The following is a 25,850-nucleotide window of genomic DNA, read 5'->3' as shown; positions in this document are numbered from 1 at the left end:
GCATGCGTCCCGCACACCGCATGTGACACCCTGACAAGGTGGCCCCACGCCCTTCCGTGTCGCCGGCCGAGGCCTACCAGGCTTCCAAGCGCCGCGCCCAGTACCCCCAGCTGACCCGCTTCGCCGACGAGGCGGAGTTCGGCTTCGACGACTTCCAGATCCGCGGCTGCCGCGCGCTGGAGGACGGCCACGGCGTGCTCGTGTGCGCGCCAACCGGCGCGGGCAAGACCGTGGTCGGCGAGTTCGCCGTGCACCTCGCGCTCGCCGAGGGCCGCAAGTGCTTCTACACCACGCCCATCAAGGCGCTGTCCAACCAGAAGTACGGCGACCTCGTGCAGCGGTACGGCGCCGACACCGTCGGCCTGCTCACCGGGGACACCGCGATCAACGGCAACGCCCAGATCGTCGTGATGACCACCGAGGTCCTGCGCAACATGCTGTACGCGGGCTCGTCGGCCATCAACGACCTCGGCTACGTCGTGATGGACGAGATCCACTACCTCGCCGACCGGTTCCGCGGCGCGGTGTGGGAAGAGGTCATCCTGCACCTGCCCGAGTACGTGCGGGTCGTGGGCCTGTCCGCCACCGTCAGCAACGCCGAGGAGTTCGGCGAATGGCTGGTCACCGTGCGCGGCGACACCACGGTCGTGGTCGACGAGCACCGGCCCGTGCCGCTGTGGCAGCACATGATGGTCGGCAACCGGCTGCTCGACCTGTTCGCCGACGACGGCTCCGACGGCGAGCTGCGCATGAACCCGGGCCTGCTGCGGCGCGTGGAAGAGGTCGGCCGCATGCACGCCCCCGCGGCGCTGCGGCGGGGCCGGGGCGGGCGCACCTACTCGCGCGGCCCCCGGTTCCGGCCGCCGTCCCGGGTGGACATGATCACCCGCCTGGACGCCGCCGGGCTGCTCCCGGCGATCGTGTTCATCTTCTCCCGCGCCGGCTGCGACGCCGCCGTGAGCCAGGTGACCCGCTCCGGGCTGCGCCTGAACACCCCCGAAGAAGCCGCCGAGGTGCGCCGCATCGTCGACACGCGCACCAAGGACCTGCCCGAAGGCGACCTGGGCGTGCTCGGCTACTGGGAATGGCGCGAGGCGCTGGAGAACGGCATCGCCGGGCACCACGCCGGGCTGCTGCCCGCGTTCAAGGAAACCGTCGAGGAACTGTTCGTGCGCGGCCTGGTCAAGGTCGTGTTCGCCACCGAAACCCTCGCGCTGGGCATCAACATGCCCGCCCGCACCGTGGTACTCGAACGGCTCGTCAAGTACAACGGCGAGGCCCACGTCGACCTCACCCCGGGCGAGTACACGCAGCTCACCGGCCGCGCCGGGCGCCGCGGCATCGACGTCGAGGGCCACGCCGTCGTGGTGTGGCAGCCCGGGGTCGACCCGAAGGCCGTCGCCGGGCTGGCCTCGACCCGCACCTACCCGCTGCGGTCGTCGTTCCGGCCCGGCTACAACATGGCGATCAACCTGGTCGCCCAGCTCGGCCACGAACAGGCCCGCGAACTGCTGGAACAGTCCTTCGCCCAGTTCCAGGCCGACCGCTCCGTCGTCGGGTTGTCCCGCCGCATCGAGAAGAACCGCGAGGCGCTCAAGGGCTACGCCGAGGCCGTCAGCGGCGACTTCGACGCGATGCTCGACTACGTGCAGCTGCGCAAGAAGATCTCCGACCGGGAGAAGGCGCTGGCCAGGCAGAACACCGCCGCCCGCCGCGCCGACACCGCGGTGTCGCTGGAGAAGCTGCGCAAGGGCGACGTCATCGCCGTCCCCGCCGGGCGGCGCGCCGGGCTCGCCGTGGTGATCGACCCCGGTCTGGACCCCGTGCGCGAGCCGCGCCCGGTCGTGGTGACCGAGGACCGGTGGTCCGGACCGCTGTCGCTGTCGGACTTCTCCGCGCCGGTGGAGCCGCTGGGCCGGATCAAGCTGCCCAAGCACGTCGAACTGCGCTCGCCCAAGACCCGCCGCGACATCGCCTCCCACCTGCGCGACTCCGGGATTTCCCTGCCCGGCCGCCAGAAACGGCGGTCCGGGGCCAATGAGGACGGTGAACTGGCCGCGCTGCGCCGCGCCCTGCGTGCCCACCCCTGCCACGGGCTGGCCGAGCGCGAGGCCAACATCCGCTGGGTCGAGCGGTACCACCGGCTCGCCGGGGAAACCGAGCAGCTGGAACGTCGCGTCGCCGCCACCACCCACTCGCTGGCGCGGGCGTTCGACCGCATCCGGGCGCTGCTGGCCGAACGCGGCTACCTCGCCGAGGGCGAGGACCGCGTCACCGAGCACGGCGCCCGCCTGGCCCGCCTCTACAGCGAATCCGACCTGCTGGCCGCCGAGTGCATCCGCCACGGCGTCTGGGAAGGACTGACCCCGCCCGAGCTGGCCGCCGTGGTTTCCACGCTCGTGTTCGAGGCCCGCCGCGACTCGCCCGGCGAGCCGCGGCTGCCCGCGGGCGGGGTGCCCAAGGCGTGGCAGGAGACCGCGAAGATCTGGACCGACCTCGCCGAGGACGAACGCCGCCACCGCCTGGACCGCACCCGCGAACCCGACGCCGGGTTCGCCTGGCCGGTGTACCGGTGGGCGCGCGGCGAATCCCTCGAAAAGGTGCTCACCGCCGCCGACGCCAACGGGCAGGAACTGTCCGCGGGGGACTTCGTGCGCTGGTCCCGGCAGGTGGTCGACCTGCTGGACCAGATCAAGACGGTCCTCGGCAAGGCCGATCCGGTCGGCGACGCCGCCGCGCAGGCCGTCAAGGCGCTGCGGCGCGGGGTCGTCGCGGCGGGTGCCGAGTAGCGCGGCCCACCCTGCGTTGTGGTTGGATCGCGCTGAGCGAGGACGATCAGGGGAGGCAGGCAGCATGAGCACGCCCTACGGCGGCACCGACCCGCAGCAGCAGTGGAGCCAGCCCGGGTACGGGCAGCAACCCGGCCAGCCGCAGCAGTACGCCCAGCAACCCCAGTACGGGCAGGCGCCGGGCTACGGCCAGCCGCAGCCGGGACAGTTCCAGCCCGCGCAACCCCAATCCGCACAGCCGCAGTACGGGCAGCAGTACCCGGGCCAGGCCGCGCCCCAATACGCCGGACAGCAGTACGCCGGACAGCAGTACCCGGGGCAGCAGCACGGCGCGCCGGGCGGCTACGGGCAGCAGCAGCCGGCGAAGAAGGGCGGCAAGGGGCTGCTGATCGGGCTGGGTGCGGCGGTCGTGGTGGTGGCCGCGTTCTGCGTCACCGCGTTCCTCGCGCCCGGGTTCCTCAAGACCACCGTGCTGAGCCAGAGCGCGGTGCAGGACGGCGTCAAGCAGGTCCTCATCGGCAACTACCAGCTCACCGAAGTCGGCGACGTGCAGTGCCCCGCCGACCAGGAGGTCAAGTCCGGCGCCACGTTCGACTGCTCCGCGGTCGTCAACGGCCAGGGCAAGACCGTCACGGTGACGATCAAGGACGACGCCGCCAACTACGAGGTCGCCTACCCCCGGTAATTGGCTGGCGTGCGGCCGCACCGTCGGGAACGATCGCGTCGTGAGTGACTACACCGTGCGCACGCTGCGGCCCGACGAGCACCGCGCCGCCGTCGACCTGTTCCGGTCCACCCTCCACGTCGCCGCCACCACCGACGAGACGTGGAAGATCGTCGAACGCGCGCAGCAACCCGGCCGCACGCTGGGCGCCTTCGACACGGAGCTGATCGGCACCGCCCGCTCGTTCGACGCCGAGATCACCCTGCCCGGCGGCGCCCGGGCCGGGGCAGCGGGGGTCACCGGCGTCGGTGTCCGTCCCGACCGGACCCGCCGCGGTGTCCTCACCGAGCTCATGCGCGCCCAGCTCACCGACATCGCCTCCCGCGGCCTGCCCTTCGCGGCGCTGCGCGCCAGTGAAGGCGTCATCTACAACCGGTTCGGCTACGGCGTCACCACGCGCAGCCGCGGCTACGAGATCGACCGGCGCCGCGCCGCGCTCCGCCCCGACGTCCCCGCCGGTGGTCAGGTCGAGCTGTGGCCGCTGGACACCGCGCTGGAGCGGCTGCCCGGCCTGTACGCGGCGCTGCCGCACACCCGCCCCGGCATGATGACCCGCCCGCCGTACTGGTGGCCGGGCTGGGAACGGCACGCCCGCGAAGCCACCAGCCCCGTCCTGACCGCCGTGCACCACGGCGAAGACGGCCCCGACGGCTACGTCGTCTACAGCGTCGAACGCAAGCACTGGAACGACCCGGCGGTGCTGGAGGTCATCAGCCTGCACACCGGCACCGACGAGGCGTTCAACGGGCTGTGGCGCTACCTGCTCGGCGTCGACCTCGTCGACACCCTGCGCGCCGACGAACGCCCGGTGGACGAGCCGGTCGAGCTGCTGTTCACCGACATCCGCGCGGTGAAGGACACCGGCGGCGGGGACGAGCTGTGGCTGCGGCTGGTCGACGTGCCCGCCGCGCTCGCCGCCCGCGCCTACGAGGGCGAACCGGTCGTGCTGGAGGTCGTCGACCCGGTGCTGAACGCCAATACCGGGCGCTACCAGGTGTCCCCGGACGGCGTCCGCCGCACCGACGCCGCCGCCGACCTGCGAATCGGGGTGGACGCGCTGGCCATGATCTACCTCGGCGCCTGGCGGCCCTCGCAGCTGGCCGCGGCCGGGCGGATCCAGCCGGCGAACCCGGCGGCGCTGGAGCGGGCCGACCGGCTCTTCGCCACGCCCGTTCCCGCGTGGTGTGGTACACACTTCTGAGAAGCTCGTTCCGGGGGTGATTGGTGCGGACCACGGTGGCGCTCGCCTGCGCCGCGCTCCTGCTGTCCGGATGCGACAGTGCCCCGGAGCGCCCCGCACCGACCACCCCGCCACCGGTTACCACGTCGTCGCCCACGACAGCGGCGAGCCTCACCCCGGTGCGGCGGGTGTTCGACGCCGCGCAGGTGCAGGACGGCGTCCGGCGGGTGCTCACCGAGTCCTACCTGATCGGCGGCGTCGGCGAGGTGTCCTGCCCGGCCGGTGAGGACGTCGTCGCCGGACACATCTTCGAGTGCACAGTGGACATCGCGGGCGAGAAGGAGAAGGTGACGATCACGGTGCGGGACGCGGCGGGCGGCTACGAGGTCTCCCAACCGGAACCATGACCGGCTTCGAAATCCGGCCGCTGGCGGCGGGGGAGGAGCGGGCGGCGTTCGAGCTGCTCGGCCGGACCCTGCACGTCACCGTCACCGACGAGCTGTGGACGCGCCGCGCGGCATCGTTCCCCGCCGAGCGGCGATTCGGCGCGTTCACGGGCGGGGCACCGGTGGGCGTCGCGGGCTCCTTCGCGACCGGCTCGCCGTGCCCGGCGGGAAAGCGCTTCCCGCCGCCGCCGTGGACGGCGTCGGAGTGCGCGCCGACCACACCCGCCGCGGCATCCTCACCGCGCTGATGGCCGCCCAGCTCGCCGACTGCGCCCGCCGCGGCGACGTGCTGGCCGTCCTGCACGCCAGCGAGGCCACCATCTACGGGCGCTTCGGCTACGGCATGTCCAGCCGGAGCCAGAACCTGCGCGTCACGCGGGCGGCCTTCCGCGCCGACGCCCCGCCCGGCGGGACGGTGCGGCTGCTCGGCACCGCCGAGGCGCAGGAGCTGGTTCCCCGCCTGTACGCGGAGATGGGGCTGCACCGGGCGGGGATGATCGAGCGGCCCGAGGTGTGGTGGTCCTACGCGCGGGACCGGCTGATCGGCGAGCACCAGGTCGCCGTCCACACCGGACCGCACGGCGACGACGGTTTCGTGCTCTACCGCACCGAGGACCTGCGCACCTTCGACCAGCCGAACCTCGGCGCCGCGCTCACGGTCCGCGACCTGCACGCGACGGGCGCCGCGGCGCTGGCCGGGCTGTGGCGGTTCCTGCTGCGGGTCGACCTGGTCTCCGAGGTCCGCGCCCCCGGGCGGCCGCTGGACGACCCGCTCCCCGCGATGCTCACCGACCCGCGCGCGTGCGCGGTGACCGGCGTGGACGACCAGCTGTGGCTGCGGCTGCTCGACGTGCCGGCCGCGCTCGCCGCCCGCGCGTGGGGACCGGGTGCACCGGTGGTGATCGAGGTGACCGACCCGCAGCTGCCCGCCAACACCGGCCGCTACCGCATCACCTCCGGCGGCGCCGAACCCACCACCGCGGCCGCGGACCTGCGGACCGGCCCGGAGACGCTGGCGATGCTCTACCTCGGCGACCGCGTGCCCAGCGCACTCGCCGCCGCGGGCCGGCTCGACGTGGTGAACCCCAGAGCGCTGCCGCGCGCGGACAGCCTGTTCGCCACCGGGGTTCCGCCGTGGTGCGGCACCCCGTTCTGACGTTTCGGGATCCGGCGTGCCGCTAAGGTTGCGCTCGATGACTCAACGACGTGTGACGCGGGGCAGGATCGTCCTGGCGGTGGTGGTCGTGCTCGTCGCGGCCGGCGTGGTTGTCACGATCAAGACGCTCAGCGGTGGCCTGCCCGACCGGGTGTACAAACTGGAGACGGCCTGTGGCGGCACCACCTACGAGGATGCCGCGCCCTACACCGGTCCAGGGCCCCACCCCGTCGCGATCTTCATGCCCACTGAGTTCGGGGAGCTCTTCGTGGTCGGACCCGACATGCCGGACCGATCCGACTGGGCGGCGGCGAACCCGGAAGACCTCGCCGCGGTGCAACTGGTGGCCTGCGGCACCGTCGAGAGCGAGCGGCGATCCGCGGACCTGGTGTGCGGTGGGTACGGCGCCATGGTGGGCCGGTCGACCGCGGTTCCGATGGCACGAGCGACCTACCGGATCCGGGTGTACGAACTGCGCACTCATCGCGAGCTGCGCTCCGTCCTCGTCGAGGGCGAGGACACCCACTGTCCGTTGTCCATCAGCGACCCCCCGGCGGAGCGGCTCCTCAGCGAACTCACGGCTGCCCAGTGGCAGCCCGTGCTGGCCGACCTGGTGGAAGCGGCGGCCAGGTAGAAGACCCGCACGCTGTTGTGCCGGCGCAGCAGCTCACGACCGCGACGCGATGAGCGCCTCGACGCCGTCCAGGATGCGGGCCAGCCCGAACTCGAACGCCTGCGGGTCGGACGGCGCCTGGTAGGCCTCGCCGGCGGCGGAGCCCACGCGGGCGGCCACCGGGAAACGCTCGGGATCGAAGATCTTCTCCAGCAGCGGCGCGTAGGACTCCCACCACTGGACGTCGCTCTGGCCGCTGCGCCGCGCCGCCTGCTCGGCCTCGACCACGCCGCGCATGGCGGCGTGCACGAACCCCAGCACCAGCGTGAGGACCTGGTCCATCTCGATGTCGGTGAGCCCGGTGCCCTCCAGGGCACGCAGTTCGTAGTCGTACTTGGCGATCACGTTCGGGCCCATCGGCGGGCGGCTCGTGGCGACCTGCAGCAGCCACGGGTGCCGCCGGTACACCGCGGCGTTCTCGCGCGCGATCTGCGCCAGCCTGCCCCGCCAGCCGCCGGGCACCTCGGCCGGGCGGGCGGTCTCGCCGACCACCGCGTCGACCATCAGGTCCAGCAGTTCCGCCTTGCCGGGCACGTAGGTGTAGAGCGACATCGTGCCGGCGCCCAGTTCCTCGGCGACCTTCCGCATCGACAGCGCGGCCAGGCCGGCGGTGTCGGCGAGCTTGATCGCGACGCGGGTGATCTCCTCGACGGTGAACCGGGCCTTCGGCCCCTTCGACGGCGGCTCCTGCAGCCCCCAGAGGAGCTCGAGGCTGCGTTTCGGATCGCCACTCGCGCTGAATTCGGTCATCTCGGGGCCCATTCTGCCGGTAACGAACTCCGTACGCTGTACGATAGATTGTCCGTACGGCATACGGAGTAGAAGGAGGGGCGTGTTGACCAGCGAAAACGCCGTGGTCGCGGAGGGACTGCGCAAGCGCTACGGCGACAAGACCGTGCTCGCCGACCTGAACCTGACCGTGCCCGCCGGGACCGTGTTCGGCCTGCTCGGCCCCAACGGCGCGGGCAAGACCACCTGCGTGCGCATCCTGGCCACGCTGCTGCGGCCCGACGCCGGGACGGTCCTGGTCGCGGGGTTCGACGCGCGCCGCCAGGCCGCGCAGGTCCGCTACCGGATCGGGCTGGTCGGGCAGCACGCGGCGGTGGACGAGGTGCTGTCCGGGCGGCAGAACCTGGAGATGTTCGGCCGGCTCTACCACCTCGGCGCGCGCCGGGCGCGGCAGCGGGCCGACGAGCTGCTGGCCCGGATGGGGCTGGGCGACGCGGGGGAGAAGCCGGTGAAGCAGTACTCCGGCGGCATGCGGCGGCGGCTCGACCTCGCCGCCGGGCTGCTGCGCTCGCCCGAGGTGCTGTTCCTCGACGAGCCCACCACCGGCCTGGACCCGCGCGGCCGCAGCGAGGTGTGGGCCGCGGTGCGGGAACTCGTCGCCGACGGCACCACCGTGCTGCTCACCACGCAGTACCTGGACGAGGCCGACCAGCTCGCCGGGCGCATCGCCGTGCTCGACCACGGCGGGATCGTCGACGAGGGCACCCCGGCCCAGCTGAAGTCCCGCATCGGCGGCGACCGGGTCGAGGTGGTCCTGCGGGACGCGGCCGACGTGCCCGCTGCGGCGGCGCTGGCGAGCCGGGTCACCGGAGCGGCGGCCGACCTGACCGACGGCGGGCTGAGCGTGCCGGTGTCCGACCGGGTGCGCGACCTGACCGGGCTCGCCGCGGCCTACGACGAGGCCGGCATCGGCATCGCCGACCTCACCCTGCGCCGCCCCACGCTCGACGAGGTGTTCCTGAAGCTGACCGCACGCGAGGAGGTGCCGGCATGACCACCCTGCGCTGGACGATCGCCGACGGCTGGACCATGACCCGCCGGGAGCTGGCGCACTGGGCGCGACAGCCCGCGGCCGTGATCGTGTCGCTGCTGTTCCCGGTCCTGATGCTGGTGATGTTCGGGTACCTGTTCGGCGGCGCGATGGCCGCCCCCGGCGACTACCGCGAGTTCCTGCTGCCCGGGATGTTCGTGCTGGCCATGGCGTTCGGCATCGAGACCACCTTCACCGGCATCGCCACCGACGTCGCCCGCGGCTCGACCGACCGGTTCCGCTCGCTGCCGATGGCGGCGTCCGCGCCGGTCACCGGCCGCGCGGTGGCCGACCTGCTCAACTCGGTGGCCGGGCTGGTCGTGCTCGCCGCGTGCGGGCTCGCCACCGGGTGGCGCTGGCACAACGGGCTCGGCGCGGCGCTGGCCGCGTTCGGGCTGCTGGTGCTGCTGCGGTTCGCGCTGCTGTGGCTGGGCCTCTACCTCGGACTCGTCGCGAAGGGCCCGGAAAGCGTGGTGGCGCTGCAGATCCTGGTGTGGCCGCTGGGTTTCCTGTCCAACGTGTTCGTCTCACCCGGCACGATGCCCGGCTGGCTCGGCGCGATCGCCGACGCGAACCCGCTGTCGGCGACCGCCGCCGCGACGCGGGAGCTGTTCGGCAACCCGGGGTGGGACAGCGGCGGCTGGTTCGCCGAGCACGCGCTGCTGCTGGCGGTGCTGTGGCCGGCGGCGATGATCGCGGTGTTCCTGCCGCTGTCGGTGCGCCGCTACCGGCGGCTGAGCCGCTAGGACAGGTACTCGCCCGCCCGGGCGCCGAGGACGTTGAGCAGCGCGAGCGACTCGGCGTCCGGGGAGCCCGGCGGCGCGCTGTAGAGCACCAGGTGCTGGTCGCGGTCGGTGAGCGCGAGCGAGTCGCAGTCGACGGTGAGCTCCCCGACCACCGGGTGGCGGAAGGTCTTCGTGAGCGCGGGCACGGCCCGCACGTCGTGCCGCTCCCACAGCCGCGCGAACTCCGGGCTGCCGTCACACAGGTCGCCGACCAGCCCGCTCACCGCGGGATCGGCCGGGTAGCGGGCGAGGGTCGCGCGCAGCTGCATGACGACGTGCTGCCGGAACTCCGCCTCATGGGTGATTCCGTACAGCGGGCCCTCGTCCGCCGGGCGGAGGAACGCGCGGCGCGCGAGGTTGCGCTCGGCCGGGGCGAGGGCGCCGAAGTCCTCCATCAGCGCGGCCGCGAGGTCGTTCCAGGCCAGCACCTCGAACGCGGCGGAGGTCACGATCGCCGCCGTGTCCGGCAGCCGGCCGATCAACGCGCGGATGCTCGGGCGCACGTCGCGCGGGTGCAGGCCGTCGCGGGTGGGCGCGGTGCCTGCGAGGACATGCAGGTGGGCGGACTCGGCGTCGGTGAGCCGCAGCGCCTCCGCGATCCCGGCGAGGACCTCACCCGAGGGTCGCGGCGCGCGGCCCTGCTCCAGCCGGACGTAGTACTCGGTCGAGATGTGAGCCAGCACCGCCACCTCCTCCCGCCGCAGCCCCGGCGTCCGGCGCCGCGGCCCGGAAGGGAGGCCCACGTCCTCCGGCCGGAGCCGCTCGCGGCGGCTGCGGAGGAACGCGCCCAGTTCCTTCTTGTCCACACCCCGAGTGTGCCCGCCCCGCGGCGGCGGATCCTGGTACTGCTTGTGCCTGCATCCGGTGCCGTCGACGGGCCGACACTGCGCTCATGACGACCGACATCGCACCCATCGGCCTGCTCACCGGCAAGGTCGTGTTCATCACCGGCGCCAGCCGCGGCATCGGCGAGGCCGCGGCCAGGCTGTTCGCCCGCGAAGGCGCCGCCGTCGTGCTCGCCGCCCGCGGCGCCGAGGCCCTGGACCGCATCGTCGGCGAGATCCGCGCCGGCGGCGGCACCGCCGACGCCGTGCCACTCGACCTCGCCGACCGCGCCGGCATCCGCGCCGCGGTCGCCCGGGCCGGCGAGCTGCACGGACGACTGGACGGCGCCTTCAACAACGGCGCCGCCATCCAGCGCAGTCCCGGCCCGCTCGACACCACCAGCGACGAGGACATCGACGAGCAGTTCGCGGTGAACTTCCGCGCGCACTGGACCGCCATGACCGCGCAGGCCGAGCTCATGCGCGGCAACGGTGGCGGGGCGATCGTCAACACCTCCAGCATCGGCAGCCGCCGCGCCAACCCCGCCCTGCCCGCCTACGGCGCGATGAAACGCGCCCTCAACAGCATCACCGAGACCGCGGCCGTGACCTGGGCCCGCGACGGCATCCGGGTCAACGGCATCACCCCCGCCGGCACGGTCACGCAGATGATGCAGACGTGGGAGGAGGCCAGCCCCGGCATCATCGAACGGGCCACGGCGTCCATCCCGCTCGGCCGGATGGCCGAGCCGCGCGAGGTCGCCGAGGTGGCCGCGTGGCTGCTCAGCGACCGCGCCTCGATGGTGACCGGCGCGATCGTGCCGGTGGACGGCGGCGCCGGCGCCTGACGAGTGGAATGCCGGCCCCGCCCCCAGGCGGGGCCGGCTCACCTCCGACCCTAGAACCCGCCGGCCCGCCGGTCTTCTCCGTTCTTGCGCTCCTACGCCGCGCGCAGCGCCTCGCGGAAACCGACCTTCGCGCCGGTGCGCAGGACGGCGTTGCGGTAGATCCGCGCCGACAGCCACACCAGCACCGGGATCAGCGCCACGACCAGGGCGACCGAGAGGATCGCCTCCCACGGCGCCACCCCGCCCATCGCCAGGCGCATCGGCATCAGCGTCGGCGCGAACACCGGGATCACCGACAGCAGCGCCACCAGCCCGCTGCCCGGGTCGCTCGGCAGCACCGAAATCCCCACCACGTACCCGGCGATGACGAAGAACAGCGCCGGTGTGACCGCGCCGCCCACGTCCTCCTGCCGGGACACCAGCGCGCCCAGCCCGGCGAACACGATCGAGTACATCAGGAACCCCAGCAGGTACCACACGATCAGCCACACCACGGTGCCCGCCGCGGCCGACACCGAAATCGTCAGCACGTCGGTGGCCAGTCCCGCGACGATCCCGACCACCCCGATCAGGACCATCTGGATCAGCCCGACCGCGCCGATGCCCAGCACCTTCCCAGCCATCAGCTGCCACGGCCGCACCGTCGCCAGCAGCAGTTCGACGACGCGGCTGGTCTTCTCCTCGACCACGCCCTGCGCCACCGACTGCCCGTTGAGCAGCAGTGACATGTAGATCAGGATGCCGGCGACGATCCCGAGCACCAGTTGCTGGCTGTTGTAGGGGTAGGGCTGCTCCATCGGCGACACCTCGACCCCGGCGCCCGACACCGCCGCGTTGACCTGCGCCGGATCGCCGCCGAGCGCGGTGATCTGCTGGTTGAGCGCGAGCTGCCCGGCCAGCACGTTCAGCGCGGTGCGCAGGTTCTCGTCGAGGTCCTTCTTCACCACGACCTGCACCCGCGAGCCGTCACCGACCAGCAGGGCGTCCAGGTCGCCGTCGCTCACCTGGGCGCGCCCCGCGGCCTCGTCGGGCAGCGTGCGCACCTCGACGGTCTCGCCGACCGCCTGCCCGGCCGCCTGCAGCGGCGCGGCCAGCGCCGACGTCGGCCCGGTGACGCCGACCGTGGCGTCCGCGCCGCTGCCGCCGCCGATCAGCTTCATCACGACCGCGAACCCGACGATCACCACCAGCAGCGCCAGCGTGCTCAGCCGGTAGGCCTTGGACCGCAACCGGATGCCGATCTCGCGTGACGCGACGAGCGAAACGCCCGTCCAGCCGTCCCGGTTCACGCCGCCACCTCCTCGGTCGTCACGACGTGCCGGAACAGCTCGGTCAGCGACTGCCGCCGCCGCGCGAACTCGTGCACCGGCCCGCTCGCCAGCGCCGCGCGCAGCACCGCCTGGTCGTCGGCGCCGTCGGCCAGTTCCAGCTCGGTGCGGCCGTCCTCCTGCCGGACCACCGACACCCCGGGCAGCCCGTCCGCCCAGCCGGGCGCCGCGGCCGGCGCCTCCACCAGCAGCCGCACCGTCGAGCCTGCCTGCAGTTCGCCGACCGTGCCGCAGGCGACCATCCGCCCGTCCCGCACGATGCCGATCCGGTCGCACAACCGCTCGACCAGGTCCAGCTGGTGGCTGGAGAACACCACCGGCACGCCCTCGGCGGCCTTCTCGCGCAGCACCTGGCTCATCACGTCGACCGCGACCGGGTCCAGCCCGGAGAACGGCTCGTCGAGCACCAGGATCGCCGGGTCGTGCACCAGCGCGGCGGCCAGCTGCACCCGCTGCTGGTTGCCCAGGCTCAGCTTCTGCACCTCGTCGTCGAGGCGGGCGGCGACCCCGAGCCGCTCGGTCCAGTTCGCCACCGACCGGCGCGCCTCCGCGGCCGGCATGCCGTGCAGCCGCGCCAGGTAGACCAGCTGCTCGCCGACCTTCATCTTCGGGTAGAGCCCGCGTTCCTCGGGCATGTAGCCGATGTGCCGCCGGGTCTCCAGCGTCACCGGCGCGCCGTCCCAGCGCACCTGCCCGTCGTCGGCCGCCAGGACCCCCAGCACGATCCGCATCGTCGTGGTCTTGCCCGCGCCGTTGCTGCCCACGAACCCGAACAGCTCCCCGGCGCGCACGTCGAACGTCATGTCCGACAACGCGAGCCGCTCGCCGTACCGCTTCGTCAGGCCGTCGATCTCCAGTTGCCTGTCCGCCACCGTGCCCCCCTTCCGTGTAGCGCTGAAAAAGTGATATCACTATGCTACATTGATGCCATCGAGGCAAGGAACTGAGGGGAGCGGTCATGGAAACCGTCGTGGACATGCCGGCGCCGCAGACGCGGGAACGCCTGGTGCGCGCGGTCAACGGGTTCGTGATGCTGGGCGTCGCGGTGGTGCTGGTGGCGGGCGGGGTCGTGCTGCTGGCCACCGGCGACGGCTCGGCCGGCATGCTCGCCGGGGGCGTGGTCGCCGCGCTCGCCGGGCTCGTGCTCCTCGGCGGGCTGACCCCGGTCGCGCCGGGCGAGGCGCGGGTGGTGCAGCTGCTCGGCCGCTACGTGGGGACGCTGCGCACCACCGGGTTGCAGTGGGTCAACCCGTTCACCCAGCGGCGCAAAGTCTCCACGCGCATCCGCAACCACGAGACCGGGGTGGCGAAGGTCAACGAGGCCGACGGCAACCCGATCGAGATCGCGGCGGTCGTGGTGTGGCAGGTCGCCGACACCGCGCAGGCCGTGTTCGAGGTCGACGACTTCGTCGAGTTCGTGGCCATCCAGAGCGAGACCGCGGTCCGGCACATCGCCAACGCCTACCCCTACGACAACGCCGACACCGCCCGCTTGTCGTTGCGGGACAACGCCGACGAGATCACCGAGAAGCTGTCCGCGGAGATCGCCACGCGCGTCGCCTCGGCCGGTGTGAAGATCATCGAATCCCGCATCACCCACCTGGCCTACGCCCCGGAGATCGCGCAGGCGATGCTGCGGCGCCAGCAGGCCGGGGCCGTGGTGGCCGCGCGCCAGCGCATCGTGGAAGGCGCGGTCGGCATGGTGGAGATGGCGCTGGACCGGCTCGCCCGGCACGAGGTCGTCGAGCTCGACGAGGAACGCAAGGCCACGATGGTGAGCAACCTGCTCGTGGTGCTCGTCGGCGACCGCGACGCGCAGCCGGTCGTCAACACCGGGACCCTGTACCAGTAGATGCCGGCCGAACGGAAGAAGATCCTGCTGCGGCTCGACCCGGCCGTGCACGACGCGCTGGCGCGCTGGGCGGGTGAAGAGCTGCGCAGCACCAACGCGCAGATCGAGTTCCTGCTGCGCAAGGCACTCGCGGACGCCGGGCGGCTGCCCCGCGAGGTGGGCCGCATGCGCCCGCGGGGACGCCCGAAGAAGGGGGACGAGGATGGACAAGCCTGACTCGCTGGCCGCGCGGCTCTTCCTGCTGGCCTACGACACGGACAAGAAACGCCTGACGTCGCGGTCCGAACTGGGCTACGCCCTGCGGGCCGCGGCGCTGGCCGACCTGGTGCTCGGCGGCTTCCTCGTCGACGACGGCGGCAAGGCGGCTCCGGCCGCGCCCGCGCCCGGGCTGGACCCGGTGCTCGACCTGGTCCTGCTGGAGATCGGCGACAGCGCGCCCCGGTCGTGGCGGCGGTGGGTGTCCCGCCGCGCCAGCCGGATAGTGCCCCTGGTGCGGGAGCACCTGGCCGCCGAGCAGGTGATCAAGGTCGACTCGCGGCGCGTGCTCGGCCTGTTCCCGGTGCACCGGGTGACGCTGCGCCGGCCGCACGAAACCAAGCGGCTGGCCGAAGAGGTGCGGCGCACCGTGCGCGGCGGGCAGCCGGCCTACCGGGTGGATCCACGCCTCGGCGCGCTGTGCGCCCTGGCCGGCACCGCCGAACTGCGCACGGTCTTCACCCGCGCCGAACGGCGCCAGTACAAGGGGCGGCTGGCCGAGCTGGGCCGCCCGGTGGAGCCGGTGGTGAAAGCGCTGCGGAAGACGATCCAGTCCCAGCGCGCGGCGGCCGCCTCCGGCGGCTGACCGCCGCGGCCGCCGCGCTGGGCTCGGAGAGCGCGGCGGCCCGGTGGTTGAGCCGCGGCAGCCCGCCACCCAGCCGGGTGCCAGGCCGGGTCAGCGGGCGTTCGCGGTGAGCGCCTTGACCAGGCGGGTCGCCGAGCTGCCCAGATTCCACCGTTCGGCCAGCTCCAGCACCCGGTCCGGGTCCGCGGGCGAGGCGGGCACCGCGTCGGAACCGGACAGCGACACCGGCGCGTCGGCGGCGACCTTGACCACCGTGGGCGCCGCCCGCAGGTACTCCTCGGCCTCGGCGAGCCGCTGCCGCGTCTTCTGCGGCACGTCCTTGCTGCCCGCGGTGGCCGCGGCGATCAGCCCGTCGAGCGAACCGAACTGGGTGATCAGCTTCGCCGCGGTCTTCTCGCCGATCCCGGCCACCCCCGGCAGCCCGTCGGACGGGTCGCCGCGCAGCACGGCCATCTCCGCGTACGCCTGCCCGGCACCCTCCACCGGCACGCCGTAGCGCTCGGCGATCTCCGGCGGCCCCAGCACCTCGGCCTTCGCCCAGCCCTTGCCCACGTAGACCACCGACGCCGGGGTCGGCTCGGTGCGCACCAGCTGGAACAGGTCCCGGTCGCCGGTGATCACCTCCACCGGGTCGGTCTTCTCCCGCGCGGTCAGGGCCCCGATCACGTCGTCGGCCTCGTACCCGGCGGCCTCGGCGGTGGCGAACCCGAACGCCTGCAGCACTTCCAGGATGATCGGCACCTGCGGGGTGAGCGTGTCCGGCACCTCCTCCGCGTTCGCGTCGGCGTCGGCCACCCGGTGCGCCTTGTAGCTGGGCAGCAGGTCGGTGCGGAACTTCGGGCGCCAGTCCGCGTCCAGGCACGCGACGAGCCGCGTCGGGCGCCGGTCGGTGACGATCCGGGCCAGCGTGTCGGTGAACCCGCGCACCGCGTTGACCGGCGTCCCGTCCGGCGCGGTCATCGACTCGGGCAGCGCGTGGAACGAGCGGAAGTACAGGCTCGCGGAATCCAGCAGGGCAAGTGTCACGGACCACAGCCTGCCAGACGCGGTCCCGGCCGGGGCCAGATACGCTGCGTGGCATGTCGTCCCGCTCACCCGAGATCCCAGCACCCGCCCCGGAAACCCTGCGCGCCCGCCTGGAGCGGGCCCGCGCGGCCACCGCCGACGCCGGCGCCGACGCCCTGCTCATCGCGCCGGGCTCGGACCTGCGGTACCTGCTCGGCGAGGCCGGTGGCTCCTTCGAGCGGCTGACGACCCTCGTGGTGCCGGCCGAGGGCACCCCGGCGCTGGTCGTGCCGAAGCTGGAGGCCCCCGGCTACGCGGCGGTGCCCACCGGCGAGCTGGGCGTCGAGGTGGTCACCTGGGTCGACGGCGAGGACCCCTACCGCATGGTCGCCGACCGGCTCGGCAAGCCCGGCCGCGTCGCGGTCAGCGACGGGCTCATCGCGCTGCACGTGCTCGCGTTCCGCGCCGCGCTCGGCTCCGCCGAGCAGACGCTGGCCGGCCCGGTGATCCGCGAGCTGCGGATGCGCAAGGACGCCGCCGAGATCGACGCGCTGCGCCGCGCCGGCGCCGCCATCGACCGGGTGCACGCCCGCATCGCCGAGTGGCTGCGCCCCGGCCGCACCGAGGCCGAGGTGGGCGCCGACATCGCCGCCGCGATCGTCGAGGAGGGGCACCTGCACGCCGACTTCGTGATCGTCGGCTCCGGCCCCAACGGCGCCAGCCCGCACCACGACGTGTCCGGCCGGGTCATCGAGCGCGGCGACGTGGTGGTGGTCGACATCGGCGGCCCGATCCCCGAGGGCTACAACTCCGACTCCACCCGCACCTACGCGGTGGGCGAGCCGCGCGACGCCGACGTGGCCGAGACCTACGCCGTGCTGCAGCGCGCGCAGCAGGCCGCGGTCGAGGCGGTGCGGCCGGGCGTCACCGCCCAGTCCGTCGACGCCGCGGCGCGCGAGATCATCGCCGACGCCGGGTACGGGGAGTTCTTCATCCACCGCACCGGGCACGGCATCGGGCTCGACGTGCACGAGGAGCCCTACATCGTGGCGGGCAACGACCTGGCCCTGGAGCCGGGGATGGCGTTCAGCGTCGAGCCGGGCATCTACCAGCCGAGCCGGTGGGGCGCCCGCATCGAGGACATCGTCGTGGTCACCGCCGACGGCGTCGAAGCACTCAACCAGCGCCCGCACGAGCTCGTCGTGCTCGACTCGTGAGCGGGCCGCTGGAGCCGCTGGACCAGGCGATCGCGCGGGAGCTGGCCGGCGACGGCCGCTGCTCCTTCACCGACCTGGCCGAGCGGGTGGGGCTATCGGTGTCGGCGGTGCACCAGCGCGTGCGGCGGCTGGAGCAGCGCGGCGTGATCCAGGGGTACGTGGCGCGGCTGGACAGCGAGCAGATCGGGCTGCCGCTGACCGCGCTGATCTCGCTGACCCCCAACGATCCGGCCGCGCCGGACGACTACCCGCAGCGCATCGAGCACATCCGGGAGATCGAGTCGTGTTACTCGGTCGCCGGCGACGAGTCCTACATCCTGCTGGTGCGCGTGGCGTCGCCGCGGGACCTGGAGGACCTGCTGCGCCGGATCCGGGAGGCGGCGAAGGTGTCGACGCGGACGACCGTGGTGCTGTCCACGCCGTTCGAGGGCCGTCCGCCGACGGTGTGACAAACGCCGGGCGAAGGGTACGATAAAAGGTATGGCAACTCGTAAGGTCACGCTCTCGCTCGACACGGCGGCGATCGAGTACGCCGAGCGCGCGGCGAAGGCGCACGGCATCTCGTTGTCGGCGTGGCTGTCCCGCGCCGCCCGGCGCGAGGCCGTCCGCACCGGCTACCGCGCCCCGGCCCGGCACGACGCGGAGGCGCTGGCCGCGGCCGACGAGGCGGAACTGGCCGCGGCGGAGAAGGACCTGGGTGCGTAAAGGCGAGATCTGGGCGTACAAGCCGCCCACCCAGCCGTCCCGGGAACGCACGGTGCTGCTGCTGTCCTCCGACGGCGTCAACGAGTCGGAACGCCCCTGGCTCATCGGCACCGAACTGCTGGAAGAGGACCCGCAGGACATCCTCGGCGTCGCGCTGGACAGCCGGTTCTGGATCTCCACGCTGTTCCTGACCCGCCTCTACCGCGGGTGGCTCGTGGAACGGATCGCCGAGATCGACCAGCAGACGCAGGAGCAGGTGGACATCGCGCTGCGCGCGGCGCTCGATCTCTGAGCAGCGCTACCCGGCGGTGACGGTGGCCGCCGGGTGGAGGTTGCCGTCCTGGCCCTTCAGGCACGCCGCCGCCGGGCCGGACGTCGCCAGGAACTCGGTCAGGCAGCGGCCGAACTGGGCGTGCCCGTTCGCGTTAGGGTGGAACGATTCCTGAATGGCATGACTCGCGCGGTCGGCGTCGGCGAGGTCGTTGAGCTGCAGCGTCAGCCGGCTGAACCACTCCGTCGACGGGTCGGCCCCGCCGCTGCACGCCTCGTGCCCCAGCCCGGCGCGGGACAGGTCCAGGAACCGCGCCCCGGCCTGCGCCGCCGCCGAGGCCAGCCCGCGGGACAGCACCGGCACGCCCTCGTTGACCACCCACTGCAGGTCCTCGGTGCGGAACGGGCACCCGTTGAGGTTCTGCAGGTTCGCCGGGATCCCCGGCCCGATCGGCGCCGCGTAGGACTGGAGCACCAGCTGGTAGTCCTCCGGCTCGTACCCGGCGCGGGCGAGCACCGTCTTGATGTCGCCGAGCGCGCTCACCACTTTCGGCACCATCGCGTCGATCCGCTGCTGCCAGGTCGGCGCGATCGTGGTGCGGCAGGGCGCGTTGCCGGAGATGAACCACGCCTGGAAGCACTGCGAGATCAGCTGCGAGAAACGCGGGTCGTCGTTGGCGCCCACCGCGACCACGACCGCCGCGACCCGGTGGGTCTTCACCAGTTCCGCCAGCTGCCCGGCCTGGGACGGCTCGGTCCACTGCCTGGTGTCGCCCAGCCCGACCTGCGCGGCGGGGGCGCCGGAGCAGGCGAGGTTGACCTTCTCCACGATGCCCGGCACGTCGGTCTTCTCCACCGTCGCGTTGGGGGAGCGGTGGCACCAGTCCCCGTTGGCGCCGTTGGTGTCGGCGGTGTAACTGCCCGCGCCCTCACCGGACAGCGTGCTGTCGCCCATGGACACGATCGTCAGCGGACCGGTGCCGGGCGGGCCGGGGCGCTCGATGGGGCCGGGTGGCGTGCTCGGTCCCGTGAACACGAAGATCCCCACCAGCACCAGGACGAAGAGCAGAACGCCCCCGCCGATCCACCACCGAAACCGTCGCACCGGTGGCAGTTTAGAGAAGCCCGGCCGAAGCCCTTGTGAACCCGGCCCCCGGTGATCGTCCCGCCGCTACCGTGAAAGTGACCACCGAGGGGGCGAGGTGCCGACGGGACCGAGCGCTTGGGCGGTGGCCGTGCCCGCCGCGGTCGCCGGGGCCGCCCTGATGGGCCTGGCCAGTGCCGCGCAGGCGCGCGCCACCAAACAGGTCGAGACCGCCCGCACACTCGACCCGGCGCTGCTGTCCCGCCTCGCGCGCCGTCCGCTGTGGCTGGCCGGGATGGCGGCGACGGTCGCCGGCCTGCTGCTGCAACTGGTCGCACTGGCGTTCGCGCCGCTGCTGGTGGTGCAGCCCCTGCTGGTGACATCGCTGATCTTCGCCGGGTTCTTCGCCGACCGGCTGGCCGACCGCCGCCCGGACGCCGTGCTCGGCGCCGGCTCGCTGATGTGCGTGTGCGGGCTGGCCGCGGTGCTGCTGCTGGCACGCCCGGGCGAGGAGAGCACGACGTTCGTCCGCGGCCCGGCACCGGTGGTGCTGGCGCTGACCCTGGCCGCGCTGACCGTGCTGGGGCTCGCGGTGTCGGTGCTGGCGCCCGGCGCGCTGCGGGTCCTCGGGCTCGCCGTCGCCACCGGCGTGCTCTACGGCGTCACCGCCGGGCTGATGAAGGTCGTGGCCGGGCAGGCGCGGGACGGCCTCGCCGCACCGTTCACCCACCCGGTGCTGTACGTGGGGTGCGTGGTCGGGCCGCTGGGGTTCCTGCTCAGCCAGAACACCTTCCAGCGCGGCGAGTTCCTCACCCCGGCGCTGGCCGTGATCACCGCGCTGGACCCGCTCGTCGGTGTCGCCATCGGCGTGTGGTGGCTCGGCGAGAGCGTGACCGCCGACCCGGCCGCGCTCGCCGGCGCCGGCCTGGCCGGTCTCGTCGTGATCGCCGGCATCGTCGTGCTGTCCGCCAGGGCGGCGCGCCTGACTCCACGGGAGGTCCGGTGAAACAGGTGCTCGTGGTGTCCGCGACGATGGGCGAAGGGCACAACGCGACCGGCCGCGCCCTCGCCGAGGCCGTGCACCGGCTGTGGCCCAGTGCGGAAATCCGCTGGCTCGACGCCCTCGACGTGATGGGTCCCGGCGTCGGCCCGCTGTTCCGGCAGATCTACGTCACCAACGTGCGCCGCACGCCGTGGCTGTACGAGTTCTTCTACGCGGCGCTGTGGCGCTCCCGCTGGTTCGCCGCCGCCTGCAAGCGCTTCACGGGCGCCTGGTGCGGCCGCCGCCTGGCGCGGGTCGTCGGGGAACCGGACCTGGTGCTGTCCACCTACCCACTGGGCACCGCAGGCCTGGAGTGGCTGCGCCGCCGCGGCCTGCTGCGCGCCCCGGTGGGCGCGTGGATCTCCGACTTCGCGCCGCACCCGTTCTGGGTGTGCGGGCGGATCGACCGCAACCTCGTCATGCACCCGGTCGCGATCCCGCCCGCCGTGCGGTGCGTGCCCGACGCGCCCGTCGCGGTGTCCGCGCCGCCGGTGCGCGGCGAGTTCCGGCCCGGCGACCGTAACGCCGCGCGCCGCAGGCTGGGGCTGCCGCCGGATACGTTCGTGGCCTTGGTGTCCTGCGGTTCGCTCGGGTTCGGCCAGGTCTCCTCCGCCGCCCGCGAACTGCTCGCCGCAGACCCCTCGGTGGTGCCCGTGGTGGTGTGCGGCCGCAACGAGCGCCTGGCGCGGTCACTGCGGCGGCTCGCCGACCCGCGCCTGCGCGTGCTCGCCTGGACCGACGAAATGGCCGCCTGGACCGTCGCCGCCGACGTGGTGGTCACCAATGCCGGCGGCGCCACCGGGCTGGAAGCGCTGGCCTGCGGCCGTCCCGTGCTGATGCACCGGCCGATCGCCGCGCACGGCCGAGCGAACGCCCGTCTCATGGCCGAAGCCGGGCTCGCGGTCGTGTGCGAGGCCGACGGCGAACTCGCGGCGGCGGTCCGGCGGATGCTCGACACCCCGGAACTGCGGAAGTCGATGGCCGAGTCCGCGGCCCGGCACCTGGAGTCCGCCGGCGACCTCGGCTCCGCGCTACGCGCGCTCGCGGCGGTGTGACCCCAGGAAGTGGTCCAGCACCATCGACGCGCCGATGCCGAACATCCACACGTCCTTGGCGATCGCGACGCCCTGCTCGGTGGGCTGGATCGAGCCCTCCTGCCGCAGGCCCGGCGTGCGCGCGTACAGGCCGAGCAGCCCGGCCGAGAACGCGGTGAGGCCGGCGCCTGCCACCAGCGGCGGCACCGCCGGGATCAGCAGCATCGCGCCCAGCGCGATCTCGCCGGCCGACAGCGCCCGGACGAACTTCTCCGGCGGCACGCGCTTCACCGGCGGGTACGTGCCCGCGGCGAACCCGTGCAGCTGCGCCGTCGTCGTCTCGTCGGCCTTCCGCTTGGCCAAGCCCGAGTTCAGGACGAAGGCCCCGGTCACCAGCCGGACCGGGATGTGCCACGCCTCGATCCGAACCCAGCGTGCCCGACGTCTCGTGCGCATCGCTCACCTCCGTTGGTGATTGCTGTCCAAGCCCAACCTACGCGCTTGCCAGAACCAGGCGGGCCGTCACATCCTGGAGGTTTCCGGGCAGCGCGGAGGTGCGAACGGCCGGTGCTGCCCACACCGGAGGTGGTCGCGACGTGACCGAAGTGCTGTTCCCGATGCTGTCGGAGAAGGACCCGGACGCCGAGGGTGTGGTGGCGACCTGGTTCGTGCAGGACGGCGAGCGCGTCGCCGAGGGCGACCTGCTCGCGGAGGTCGCCGTGGACAAGGTCGACGTCGAGATCTCCTCGCCCGCCGCCGGGGTCGTGCGGCTGCTGGCCAAGGAGGGCGACGCCCTCGTGCAGGGCGCGCTGATCGCCCGCGTCGAGTGAACGGGTTTCCGGTGCCACCCGATCGGGAAGACCGGACGATGCGGTGCAGGTTCTGCGACACCCCGCCCGCGGCCGGTGAGCGCCGCGTCCCCGGGCCGGCCGGCCCGATCTGCGCGCGCTGCGTGGAAACCGGTCTCGGTCTCGTCCGCGACGGACAGCCGCGCACCAGCCGCGGCGGCACCGACCTGGAACGGCTGCGGAGCGGGGGAGAGCCGTGCGAGTTCTGCGACCGCACCGACCGGCGCACCTTCCTCGGCTTCACCCGCAGCCTCCCGCGCATGCGGTGCGCCCAGACGGGCGCCGTGATCTGCGACGACTGCCTCGACCGCAGCGGCAACCTGCTCAACCAGGCGCTGCGCCACGTGTGAGGAACCCGCTGGGCGCGGACCCGGTCTCGCGGCGGAACATCACGGCGAACGCGGCCGGCGTGTCGTACCCGAGCGCCGAGGCCACCGCCGTCACGGTGGCGCCGGCGGCGAGCAGCCGGATCGCGTGCAGGGCGCAGGCGCGCTGGCGCCACCGCTGGTAGGTCAGCCCGGTCTCGGCGCGGAAGAGCCGGTTGAGGGTGCGCTCGGACAGGTGCAGGCGGGCCGCCCACGCAGACAGCGGCACATGCACGTCCGGGCGCCGGTGGAAATCCAGGCACAGCGCGCGTAGCCGGGCGTGGCGGGGCAACGGCAGGTCGAACGGCAGCGGGGCGAGGGCCTGGATCTCGTGCCGGATCAGCTCCATCACCGCGGCGTCGCGCCCGTGCCGCGGGTACTCCGGTTCGGCGTCGACGGCGGCGCGCAGCAGTTCCCGCAGCAGCGGTGAGACCGCGACGACCCGGCAGCGGGTGGGGAACCACGGCACCGCCGCGGGTTCGAGGTAGAGGCTGCGGGTGCTGACGCCGCGCATCAGGACCTGGTGGCGAGTCCGCGGCGGGATGAGGACCGCGCGGTCGGCGGGCACGGTCCAGGTGCCGTCGGCGGTTTCCACCTCCATCAGCCCGGTCGCGCCGTGCAGGAACTGGGCGCGCCGGTGCTCGTGGAACTCCAGCAGGTGGTCCGGCGGGTAGTCGGTGCCGATCGCCAGCACGTCCCGGTCGAGGCCGTCGACGTCGGCGAGGGGAACGTTGCGCACCTGTCGGATTCTCGATGACCGGTGGCGGTTCGTCGAATGCCCGCCACCGCGGCCGGGTCCTAGCGTGCCGGACGTGGTGTCCTTCTCCGTCCTGCTCGCGTTCGGCTGCCTCACCGGCGTGACCACCGTGTTGTTCGGCTTCGGCGGCGGCTTCCTCACGGTGCCCGTGGTGTTCGCCGTGACCGGGCAGATGCATGTCGCGGTCGCGACCTCGGCGGCGGTGATGGTGGTCAACTCATTGGCCGCCACGCTCGCCCAGGCCAGGGCGGGCCGCCTGCGCCGGGACCGAGTGTGGCCGCTGGCCGGGTTCATCGCGGCCGGCGCGGCGCTCGGCGCGCTGACCACGACCCGCCTGCCGGAACCCATCCTGCACGCCGCGTTCGTCGCCTACCTGCTGATCACGATCGCGGATTGCTTGCTGCGCAGCGGATTCCTCGACCGCGGCGCCGGTCCCGGCGGGCTGGGCCCGGTCGCCCGCACGGCAGGCGGGGTCGGGATCGGCGTGGTCGCCAGCGCGCTCGGCGTCGGCGGGAGCGTGCTGACCGTGCCCCTGTTGCGGCGCAGCGGCCTGCCGATGACCGAGGCGACCGCGATCGCGAACCCGCTCAGCGCGCCGGTCGCCGTCGTCGCCACGGTGGTCTACGCCGTGTCGGCGGACGGCCCCACCGGGTACGTCGACGTCGCCGCCGCGGGCCTGCTGCTCGCCGGTTCGCTGCCCGCGATCGCGATCACCCGCCGCGTGACCGGCCGGATCCCGGACCGCGTGCACGCCATCGCCTACGTGGCGCTGCTGGTGGCCGTGACGATCGCGGTGATCGTCACGGCCTGAGCGCTCAGCCCCGCGCCGTCCACCAGGCGCGGCCCTGTTCGGGCAGCGTGGAGATCGGGTCGTAGAACGGGTAGCGGCGGCGCAGCGCCTCGGGGTCGTCGTGTTCGATTCCGGTGCGGTAGTTCTTCGTCCAGTAGGAGATGCCGCGCTCGCGGTCGTACTCGGCGACCTGGTGCACCCAGCGCTTCCCGACGTAGGGCACGTCGCACACGATGCGGGGCGTCGCGTAGCCCGGGAGGTAGCCCATGATCGCGTGCTGCAGCTCCTGCGCCTCCCACACCGCCAGCCGCCAGTGCTCGGCGTTGGGGATCATGTCGCACAGGTAGAAGTAGTACGGCAGGATGTTCGCCTCGCCCTGCAGCGCGAAGCACAGGTCCAGCAGCGCGGCCGGGGTCGCGTTCACCCCGCGCATCAGCACCCCCTGGTTGCGCACGTCCCGCACCCCGACCTCCAGCGCGGTCCGCGCCGCCTCGGCGACGAGCGGCGTCACCGACTGGACGTGGTTGACGTGCGTGTGGATCGCCAGGTTCACCCCGCGCCGCCGCGCCGTGCCCGCCACCCGCTCCAGCCCCTCGACGATCTTGGGCTGCAGCCAGTGCTGCGGCAGCCCGGCCAGCGCCTTGGTCGCCAGCCGGATGTCACGCACCGTCTCGATGTCCAGCAGTCGCATCAGGAACGACTCCAGCTGGTGCCACGGCACGTTCGCCACGTCCCCGCCGGAGACCACCACGTCCCGCACGCCCGGCGTGCGGCGCAGGTAATCGATCATCGCGTCCTGGCGGTCCACCGGCTTGAGGTCCAGCTTGTGCTTGACCACCTGCTCGGTCGAGTTGCCCACCAGGTCCATCCGGGTGCAGTGGCCGCAGTACTGGGGGCAGGTCGACAGCAGCTCGGCCAGCACCTTGGTGGGGTAGCGGTGGGTCAGGCCCTCCACCACCCACATCTCGGCCTCGTGCAGCGAGTCGCGCGCCGAGTGCGGGTGGCTGGGCCACTCCGGGTCGCGGTCGCTGCGCACCGGCAGCATGTAGCGGCGGACGGGGTCGGCGTAGAACGCCTCGGTCGAGTCCACCGTCATCGTGTTGAGCATCTGCGGCGGCACCAGCATCGACATCGTCGCCAGCTCGCGCTGGTCGGCGGCCAGGTCGTCGTAGAACCGCTCCTCGACCAGGTCCCCGAGCACCGCGCGCAGCTGCTTGATGTTGCGCACGCAGTGCACGCGCTGCCACTGGGCGTCCCGCCACTGCGCCTCGGTCACCTCCCGCCACCCGGGGAACCGGCGCCAGTCCGGTTCGGCCAGCTCGGTGCGGCGGTAGGCGTAGGGCTGCTCGGCGACATCGGTGTCGGCGGGGGAGACTTCCTGGATCGCAGTCATCTCTGCTCCTCGTCGGCGCTGTGGCGTCAAAACTTCCGGTGAAAGTGACAATACGACGTAAAAGCTTTCGTCGCG

The 25,850-nt window shown here is 73.2% G+C and carries 31 protein-coding genes; 22 read left to right on the top strand and 9 right to left on the bottom strand.

From position 1 onward, the window contains the following. Nucleotides 1-38 precede the first annotated feature (38 nt). From AMYTH_RS0107895 to AMYTH_RS0107870, 7 genes are all read left to right on the top strand, one after another. A complete protein-coding gene (locus AMYTH_RS0107895; protein ID WP_027929851.1) occupies nucleotides 39-2,789 on the top strand; it encodes a DEAD/DEAH box helicase in 2,751 nt (916 codons plus the stop codon). 64 nt (nucleotides 2,790-2,853) lie between these two features. Continuing rightward, nucleotides 2,854-3,474 carry a DUF4333 domain-containing protein gene (locus AMYTH_RS0107890; RefSeq protein ID WP_027929850.1) on the top strand — a complete coding sequence of 207 codons (621 nt, stop codon included), beginning with the start codon at nucleotides 2,854-2,856 and terminating at the stop codon, nucleotides 3,472-3,474. Nucleotides 3,475-3,514: 40 nt separating this feature from the next. Continuing rightward, the gene (locus AMYTH_RS0107885; RefSeq protein ID WP_027929849.1) at nucleotides 3,515-4,714 is read left to right on the top strand and encodes a GNAT family N-acetyltransferase; all 1,200 of its coding nucleotides are present in this window, start codon (nucleotides 3,515-3,517) and stop codon (nucleotides 4,712-4,714) included. Nucleotides 4,715-4,737: 23 nt separating this feature from the next. Continuing rightward, nucleotides 4,738-5,100, top strand: a complete 363-nt coding sequence (locus tag AMYTH_RS0107880) for a DUF4333 domain-containing protein (protein WP_228684632.1) — start codon at nucleotides 4,738-4,740, stop codon at nucleotides 5,098-5,100. Continuing rightward, nucleotides 5,097-5,387, top strand: coding sequence for a hypothetical protein (locus tag AMYTH_RS51060; RefSeq protein ID WP_323807228.1), 291 nt, complete (start codon nucleotides 5,097-5,099; stop codon nucleotides 5,385-5,387). Before AMYTH_RS0107880 ends, AMYTH_RS51060 begins: the two co-directional genes overlap by 4 nt. Beyond that, entirely contained in the window at nucleotides 5,297-6,295 is a 999-nt protein-coding gene (locus AMYTH_RS44275) for a GNAT family N-acetyltransferase (protein WP_323807227.1), read from the top strand. Before AMYTH_RS51060 ends, AMYTH_RS44275 begins: the two co-directional genes overlap by 91 nt. 37 nt (nucleotides 6,296-6,332) lie before the next feature. Beyond that, entirely contained in the window at nucleotides 6,333-6,929 is a 597-nt protein-coding gene (locus AMYTH_RS0107870) for a hypothetical protein (protein ID WP_157360557.1), read from the top strand. 33 nt (nucleotides 6,930-6,962) lie between these two features. Here AMYTH_RS0107870 and AMYTH_RS0107865 read toward each other — a convergent pair whose 3' ends face one another. Further along, the gene (locus tag AMYTH_RS0107865; protein ID WP_037323498.1) at nucleotides 6,963-7,718 is read right to left on the bottom strand and encodes a TetR/AcrR family transcriptional regulator; all 756 of its coding nucleotides are present in this window, start codon (nucleotides 7,716-7,718) and stop codon (nucleotides 6,963-6,965) included. A gap of 85 nt (nucleotides 7,719-7,803) precedes the next feature. Between AMYTH_RS0107865 and AMYTH_RS0107860 the strand changes: the two genes are divergently transcribed. Next, nucleotides 7,804-8,751 (top strand): ATP-binding cassette domain-containing protein, encoded by a 948-nt coding sequence (locus AMYTH_RS0107860; protein ID WP_323807254.1) that lies wholly within the window; start codon nucleotides 7,804-7,806, stop codon nucleotides 8,749-8,751. After that, a complete protein-coding gene (locus AMYTH_RS0107855) occupies nucleotides 8,748-9,533 on the top strand; it encodes an ABC transporter permease (protein ID WP_027929844.1) in 786 nt (261 codons plus the stop codon). The genes AMYTH_RS0107860 and AMYTH_RS0107855 overlap by 4 nt, the downstream gene beginning before the upstream one ends. Here AMYTH_RS0107855 and AMYTH_RS0107850 read toward each other — a convergent pair. Beyond that, nucleotides 9,530-10,378 carry a helix-turn-helix transcriptional regulator gene (locus AMYTH_RS0107850; protein ID WP_027929843.1) on the bottom strand — a complete coding sequence of 283 codons (849 nt, stop codon included), beginning with the start codon at nucleotides 10,376-10,378 and terminating at the stop codon, nucleotides 9,530-9,532. The two genes, AMYTH_RS0107855 and AMYTH_RS0107850, sit on opposite strands and share 4 nt — an antisense overlap. An 86-nt stretch (nucleotides 10,379-10,464) precedes the next feature. On the opposite strand from AMYTH_RS0107850, the gene AMYTH_RS0107845 reads away from it, so the two are divergent. Then, nucleotides 10,465-11,244, top strand: coding sequence for an SDR family NAD(P)-dependent oxidoreductase (locus AMYTH_RS0107845; protein WP_027929842.1), 780 nt, complete (start codon nucleotides 10,465-10,467; stop codon nucleotides 11,242-11,244). A 92-nt stretch (nucleotides 11,245-11,336) separates the two neighbouring features. Here AMYTH_RS0107845 and AMYTH_RS0107840 read toward each other — a convergent pair whose 3' ends face one another. Both AMYTH_RS0107840 and AMYTH_RS0107835 read right to left on the bottom strand, forming a co-directional pair. Beyond that, the gene (locus tag AMYTH_RS0107840) at nucleotides 11,337-12,533 is read right to left on the bottom strand and encodes an ABC transporter permease (protein ID WP_027929841.1); all 1,197 of its coding nucleotides are present in this window, start codon (nucleotides 12,531-12,533) and stop codon (nucleotides 11,337-11,339) included. After that, the gene (locus tag AMYTH_RS0107835) at nucleotides 12,530-13,444 is read right to left on the bottom strand and encodes an ABC transporter ATP-binding protein (RefSeq protein ID WP_027929840.1); all 915 of its coding nucleotides are present in this window, start codon (nucleotides 13,442-13,444) and stop codon (nucleotides 12,530-12,532) included. The genes AMYTH_RS0107840 and AMYTH_RS0107835 overlap by 4 nt, the downstream gene beginning before the upstream one ends. 86 nt (nucleotides 13,445-13,530) lie before the next feature. On the opposite strand from AMYTH_RS0107835, the gene AMYTH_RS0107830 reads away from it, so the two are divergent. From AMYTH_RS0107830 to AMYTH_RS0107820, 3 genes are read left to right on the top strand one after another with little or no spacing between them, the layout of a single operon-like run. Further along, nucleotides 13,531-14,424, top strand: coding sequence for an SPFH domain-containing protein (locus AMYTH_RS0107830; protein WP_027929839.1), 894 nt, complete (start codon nucleotides 13,531-13,533; stop codon nucleotides 14,422-14,424). Next, nucleotides 14,425-14,640, top strand: a complete 216-nt coding sequence (locus AMYTH_RS0107825) for a type II toxin-antitoxin system antitoxin (protein WP_027929838.1) — start codon at nucleotides 14,425-14,427, stop codon at nucleotides 14,638-14,640. Further along, the gene (locus AMYTH_RS0107820) at nucleotides 14,627-15,265 is read left to right on the top strand and encodes a GOLPH3/VPS74 family protein (protein ID WP_027929837.1); all 639 of its coding nucleotides are present in this window, start codon (nucleotides 14,627-14,629) and stop codon (nucleotides 15,263-15,265) included. The genes AMYTH_RS0107825 and AMYTH_RS0107820 overlap by 14 nt, the downstream gene beginning before the upstream one ends. A gap of 90 nt (nucleotides 15,266-15,355) precedes the next feature. On the opposite strand, the gene AMYTH_RS0107815 is transcribed toward AMYTH_RS0107820, so the two are convergent. Next, complete coding sequence (locus tag AMYTH_RS0107815; protein WP_027929836.1) at nucleotides 15,356-16,291, bottom strand: 5'-3' exonuclease; 936 nt, start codon at nucleotides 16,289-16,291, stop codon at nucleotides 15,356-15,358. A gap of 53 nt (nucleotides 16,292-16,344) precedes the next feature. Here AMYTH_RS0107815 and AMYTH_RS0107810 point away from each other — a divergent pair, with 53 nt between their 5' ends. The 4 genes from AMYTH_RS0107810 to AMYTH_RS0107795 are packed head-to-tail and all read left to right on the top strand — an operon-like array spanning nucleotide 16,345 to nucleotide 18,484. Beyond that, nucleotides 16,345-17,487: a M24 family metallopeptidase gene (locus AMYTH_RS0107810; RefSeq protein ID WP_027929835.1), complete on the top strand. Its 1,143-nt coding sequence runs from the start codon at nucleotides 16,345-16,347 to the stop codon at nucleotides 17,485-17,487. Next, a complete protein-coding gene (locus AMYTH_RS0107805) occupies nucleotides 17,484-17,936 on the top strand; it encodes an Lrp/AsnC family transcriptional regulator (protein ID WP_017982434.1) in 453 nt (150 codons plus the stop codon). Before AMYTH_RS0107810 ends, AMYTH_RS0107805 begins: the two co-directional genes overlap by 4 nt. Before the next feature lie 31 nt (nucleotides 17,937-17,967). Then, nucleotides 17,968-18,192 (top strand): hypothetical protein, encoded by a 225-nt coding sequence (locus AMYTH_RS0107800; protein ID WP_027929834.1) that lies wholly within the window; start codon nucleotides 17,968-17,970, stop codon nucleotides 18,190-18,192. Beyond that, complete coding sequence (locus AMYTH_RS0107795) at nucleotides 18,185-18,484, top strand: hypothetical protein (RefSeq protein ID WP_020417852.1); 300 nt, start codon at nucleotides 18,185-18,187, stop codon at nucleotides 18,482-18,484. The genes AMYTH_RS0107800 and AMYTH_RS0107795 overlap by 8 nt, the downstream gene beginning before the upstream one ends. 6 nt (nucleotides 18,485-18,490) lie before the next feature. Here AMYTH_RS0107795 and AMYTH_RS0107790 read toward each other — a convergent pair whose 3' ends face one another. Further along, complete coding sequence (locus AMYTH_RS0107790; RefSeq protein WP_084022538.1) at nucleotides 18,491-19,567, bottom strand: GDSL-type esterase/lipase family protein; 1,077 nt, start codon at nucleotides 19,565-19,567, stop codon at nucleotides 18,491-18,493. Nucleotides 19,568-19,664: 97 nt separating this feature from the next. On the opposite strand from AMYTH_RS0107790, the gene AMYTH_RS0107785 reads away from it, so the two are divergent. Together AMYTH_RS0107785 and AMYTH_RS0107780 are read left to right on the top strand one after the other, a co-directional pair. Further along, nucleotides 19,665-20,552, top strand: coding sequence for a DMT family transporter (locus tag AMYTH_RS0107785; protein WP_228684630.1), 888 nt, complete (start codon nucleotides 19,665-19,667; stop codon nucleotides 20,550-20,552). Next, the gene (locus tag AMYTH_RS0107780; protein ID WP_037322398.1) at nucleotides 20,549-21,643 is read left to right on the top strand and encodes an MGDG synthase family glycosyltransferase; all 1,095 of its coding nucleotides are present in this window, start codon (nucleotides 20,549-20,551) and stop codon (nucleotides 21,641-21,643) included. The genes AMYTH_RS0107785 and AMYTH_RS0107780 overlap by 4 nt, the downstream gene beginning before the upstream one ends. On the opposite strand, the gene AMYTH_RS0107775 is transcribed toward AMYTH_RS0107780, so the two are convergent. Then, entirely contained in the window at nucleotides 21,620-22,078 is a 459-nt protein-coding gene (locus AMYTH_RS0107775; RefSeq protein ID WP_037322396.1) for a membrane protein, read from the bottom strand. The two genes, AMYTH_RS0107780 and AMYTH_RS0107775, sit on opposite strands and share 24 nt — an antisense overlap. Nucleotides 22,079-22,218: 140 nt before the next feature. Between AMYTH_RS0107775 and AMYTH_RS0107770 the strand changes: the two genes are divergently transcribed. Beyond that, on the top strand, nucleotides 22,219-22,452 hold the full coding sequence (locus tag AMYTH_RS0107770; RefSeq protein WP_027929829.1) for a DUF2118 domain-containing protein: 234 nt from the start codon (nucleotides 22,219-22,221) through the stop codon (nucleotides 22,450-22,452). 38 nt (nucleotides 22,453-22,490) lie between these two features. Next, nucleotides 22,491-22,820: a hypothetical protein gene (locus tag AMYTH_RS0107765; protein WP_051362587.1), complete on the top strand. Its 330-nt coding sequence runs from the start codon at nucleotides 22,491-22,493 to the stop codon at nucleotides 22,818-22,820. Here AMYTH_RS0107765 and AMYTH_RS0107760 read toward each other — a convergent pair. After that, on the bottom strand, nucleotides 22,795-23,574 hold the full coding sequence (locus tag AMYTH_RS0107760) for an AraC family transcriptional regulator (RefSeq protein ID WP_027929827.1): 780 nt from the start codon (nucleotides 23,572-23,574) through the stop codon (nucleotides 22,795-22,797). The two genes, AMYTH_RS0107765 and AMYTH_RS0107760, sit on opposite strands and share 26 nt — an antisense overlap. A 64-nt stretch (nucleotides 23,575-23,638) precedes the next feature. Here AMYTH_RS0107760 and AMYTH_RS0107755 point away from each other — a divergent pair, with 64 nt between their 5' ends. After that, nucleotides 23,639-24,403, top strand: coding sequence for a sulfite exporter TauE/SafE family protein (locus AMYTH_RS0107755; RefSeq protein ID WP_027929826.1), 765 nt, complete (start codon nucleotides 23,639-23,641; stop codon nucleotides 24,401-24,403). Nucleotides 24,404-24,407: 4 nt separating this feature from the next. On the opposite strand, the gene AMYTH_RS0107750 is transcribed toward AMYTH_RS0107755, so the two are convergent. Continuing rightward, nucleotides 24,408-25,775 carry a KamA family radical SAM protein gene (locus AMYTH_RS0107750; RefSeq protein WP_027929825.1) on the bottom strand — a complete coding sequence of 456 codons (1,368 nt, stop codon included), beginning with the start codon at nucleotides 25,773-25,775 and terminating at the stop codon, nucleotides 24,408-24,410. Nucleotides 25,776-25,850 lie beyond the last annotated feature (75 nt).

This window comes from Amycolatopsis thermoflava N1165, assembly GCF_000473265.1.
Classification (GTDB): Bacteria; Actinomycetota; Actinomycetes; order Mycobacteriales; family Pseudonocardiaceae; genus Amycolatopsis_E; species Amycolatopsis_E thermoflava.
The sequence above is the reverse complement of the archived record's forward strand: the minus strand, read 5'-3'. Positions and strand labels throughout refer to the sequence as shown.

Bases quoted from the DNA above. Each gene is read 5' to 3' on its own strand.
- AMYTH_RS0107890 (WP_027929850.1), top strand. From the start codon at position 2,854: ATGAGCACGCCCTACGGCGGCACCGACCCGCAGCAGCAGTGGAGCCAG.
- AMYTH_RS0107775 (WP_037322396.1), bottom strand. From the start codon at position 22,078: ATGCGCACGAGACGTCGGGCACGCTGGGTTCGGATCGAGGCGTGGCAC.
- AMYTH_RS0107810 (WP_027929835.1), top strand. From the start codon at position 16,345: ATGTCGTCCCGCTCACCCGAGATCCCAGCACCCGCCCCGGAAACCCTG.
- AMYTH_RS0107800 (WP_027929834.1), top strand. From the start codon at position 17,968: ATGGCAACTCGTAAGGTCACGCTCTCGCTCGACACGGCGGCGATCGAG.
- AMYTH_RS51060 (WP_323807228.1), top strand. From the start codon at position 5,097: ATGACCGGCTTCGAAATCCGGCCGCTGGCGGCGGGGGAGGAGCGGGCG.
- AMYTH_RS0107855 (WP_027929844.1), top strand. From the start codon at position 8,748: ATGACCACCCTGCGCTGGACGATCGCCGACGGCTGGACCATGACCCGC.
- AMYTH_RS0107845 (WP_027929842.1), top strand. From the start codon at position 10,465: ATGACGACCGACATCGCACCCATCGGCCTGCTCACCGGCAAGGTCGTG.
- AMYTH_RS0107820 (WP_027929837.1), top strand. From the start codon at position 14,627: ATGGACAAGCCTGACTCGCTGGCCGCGCGGCTCTTCCTGCTGGCCTAC.
- AMYTH_RS0107825 (WP_027929838.1), top strand. From the start codon at position 14,425: ATGCCGGCCGAACGGAAGAAGATCCTGCTGCGGCTCGACCCGGCCGTG.
- AMYTH_RS0107830 (WP_027929839.1), top strand. From the start codon at position 13,531: ATGGAAACCGTCGTGGACATGCCGGCGCCGCAGACGCGGGAACGCCTG.
- AMYTH_RS0107750 (WP_027929825.1), bottom strand. From the start codon at position 25,775: ATGACTGCGATCCAGGAAGTCTCCCCCGCCGACACCGATGTCGCCGAG.
- AMYTH_RS0107765 (WP_051362587.1), top strand. From the start codon at position 22,491: ATGCGGTGCAGGTTCTGCGACACCCCGCCCGCGGCCGGTGAGCGCCGC.
- AMYTH_RS0107865 (WP_037323498.1), bottom strand. From the start codon at position 7,718: ATGACCGAATTCAGCGCGAGTGGCGATCCGAAACGCAGCCTCGAGCTC.
- AMYTH_RS0107870 (WP_157360557.1), top strand. From the start codon at position 6,333: ATGACTCAACGACGTGTGACGCGGGGCAGGATCGTCCTGGCGGTGGTG.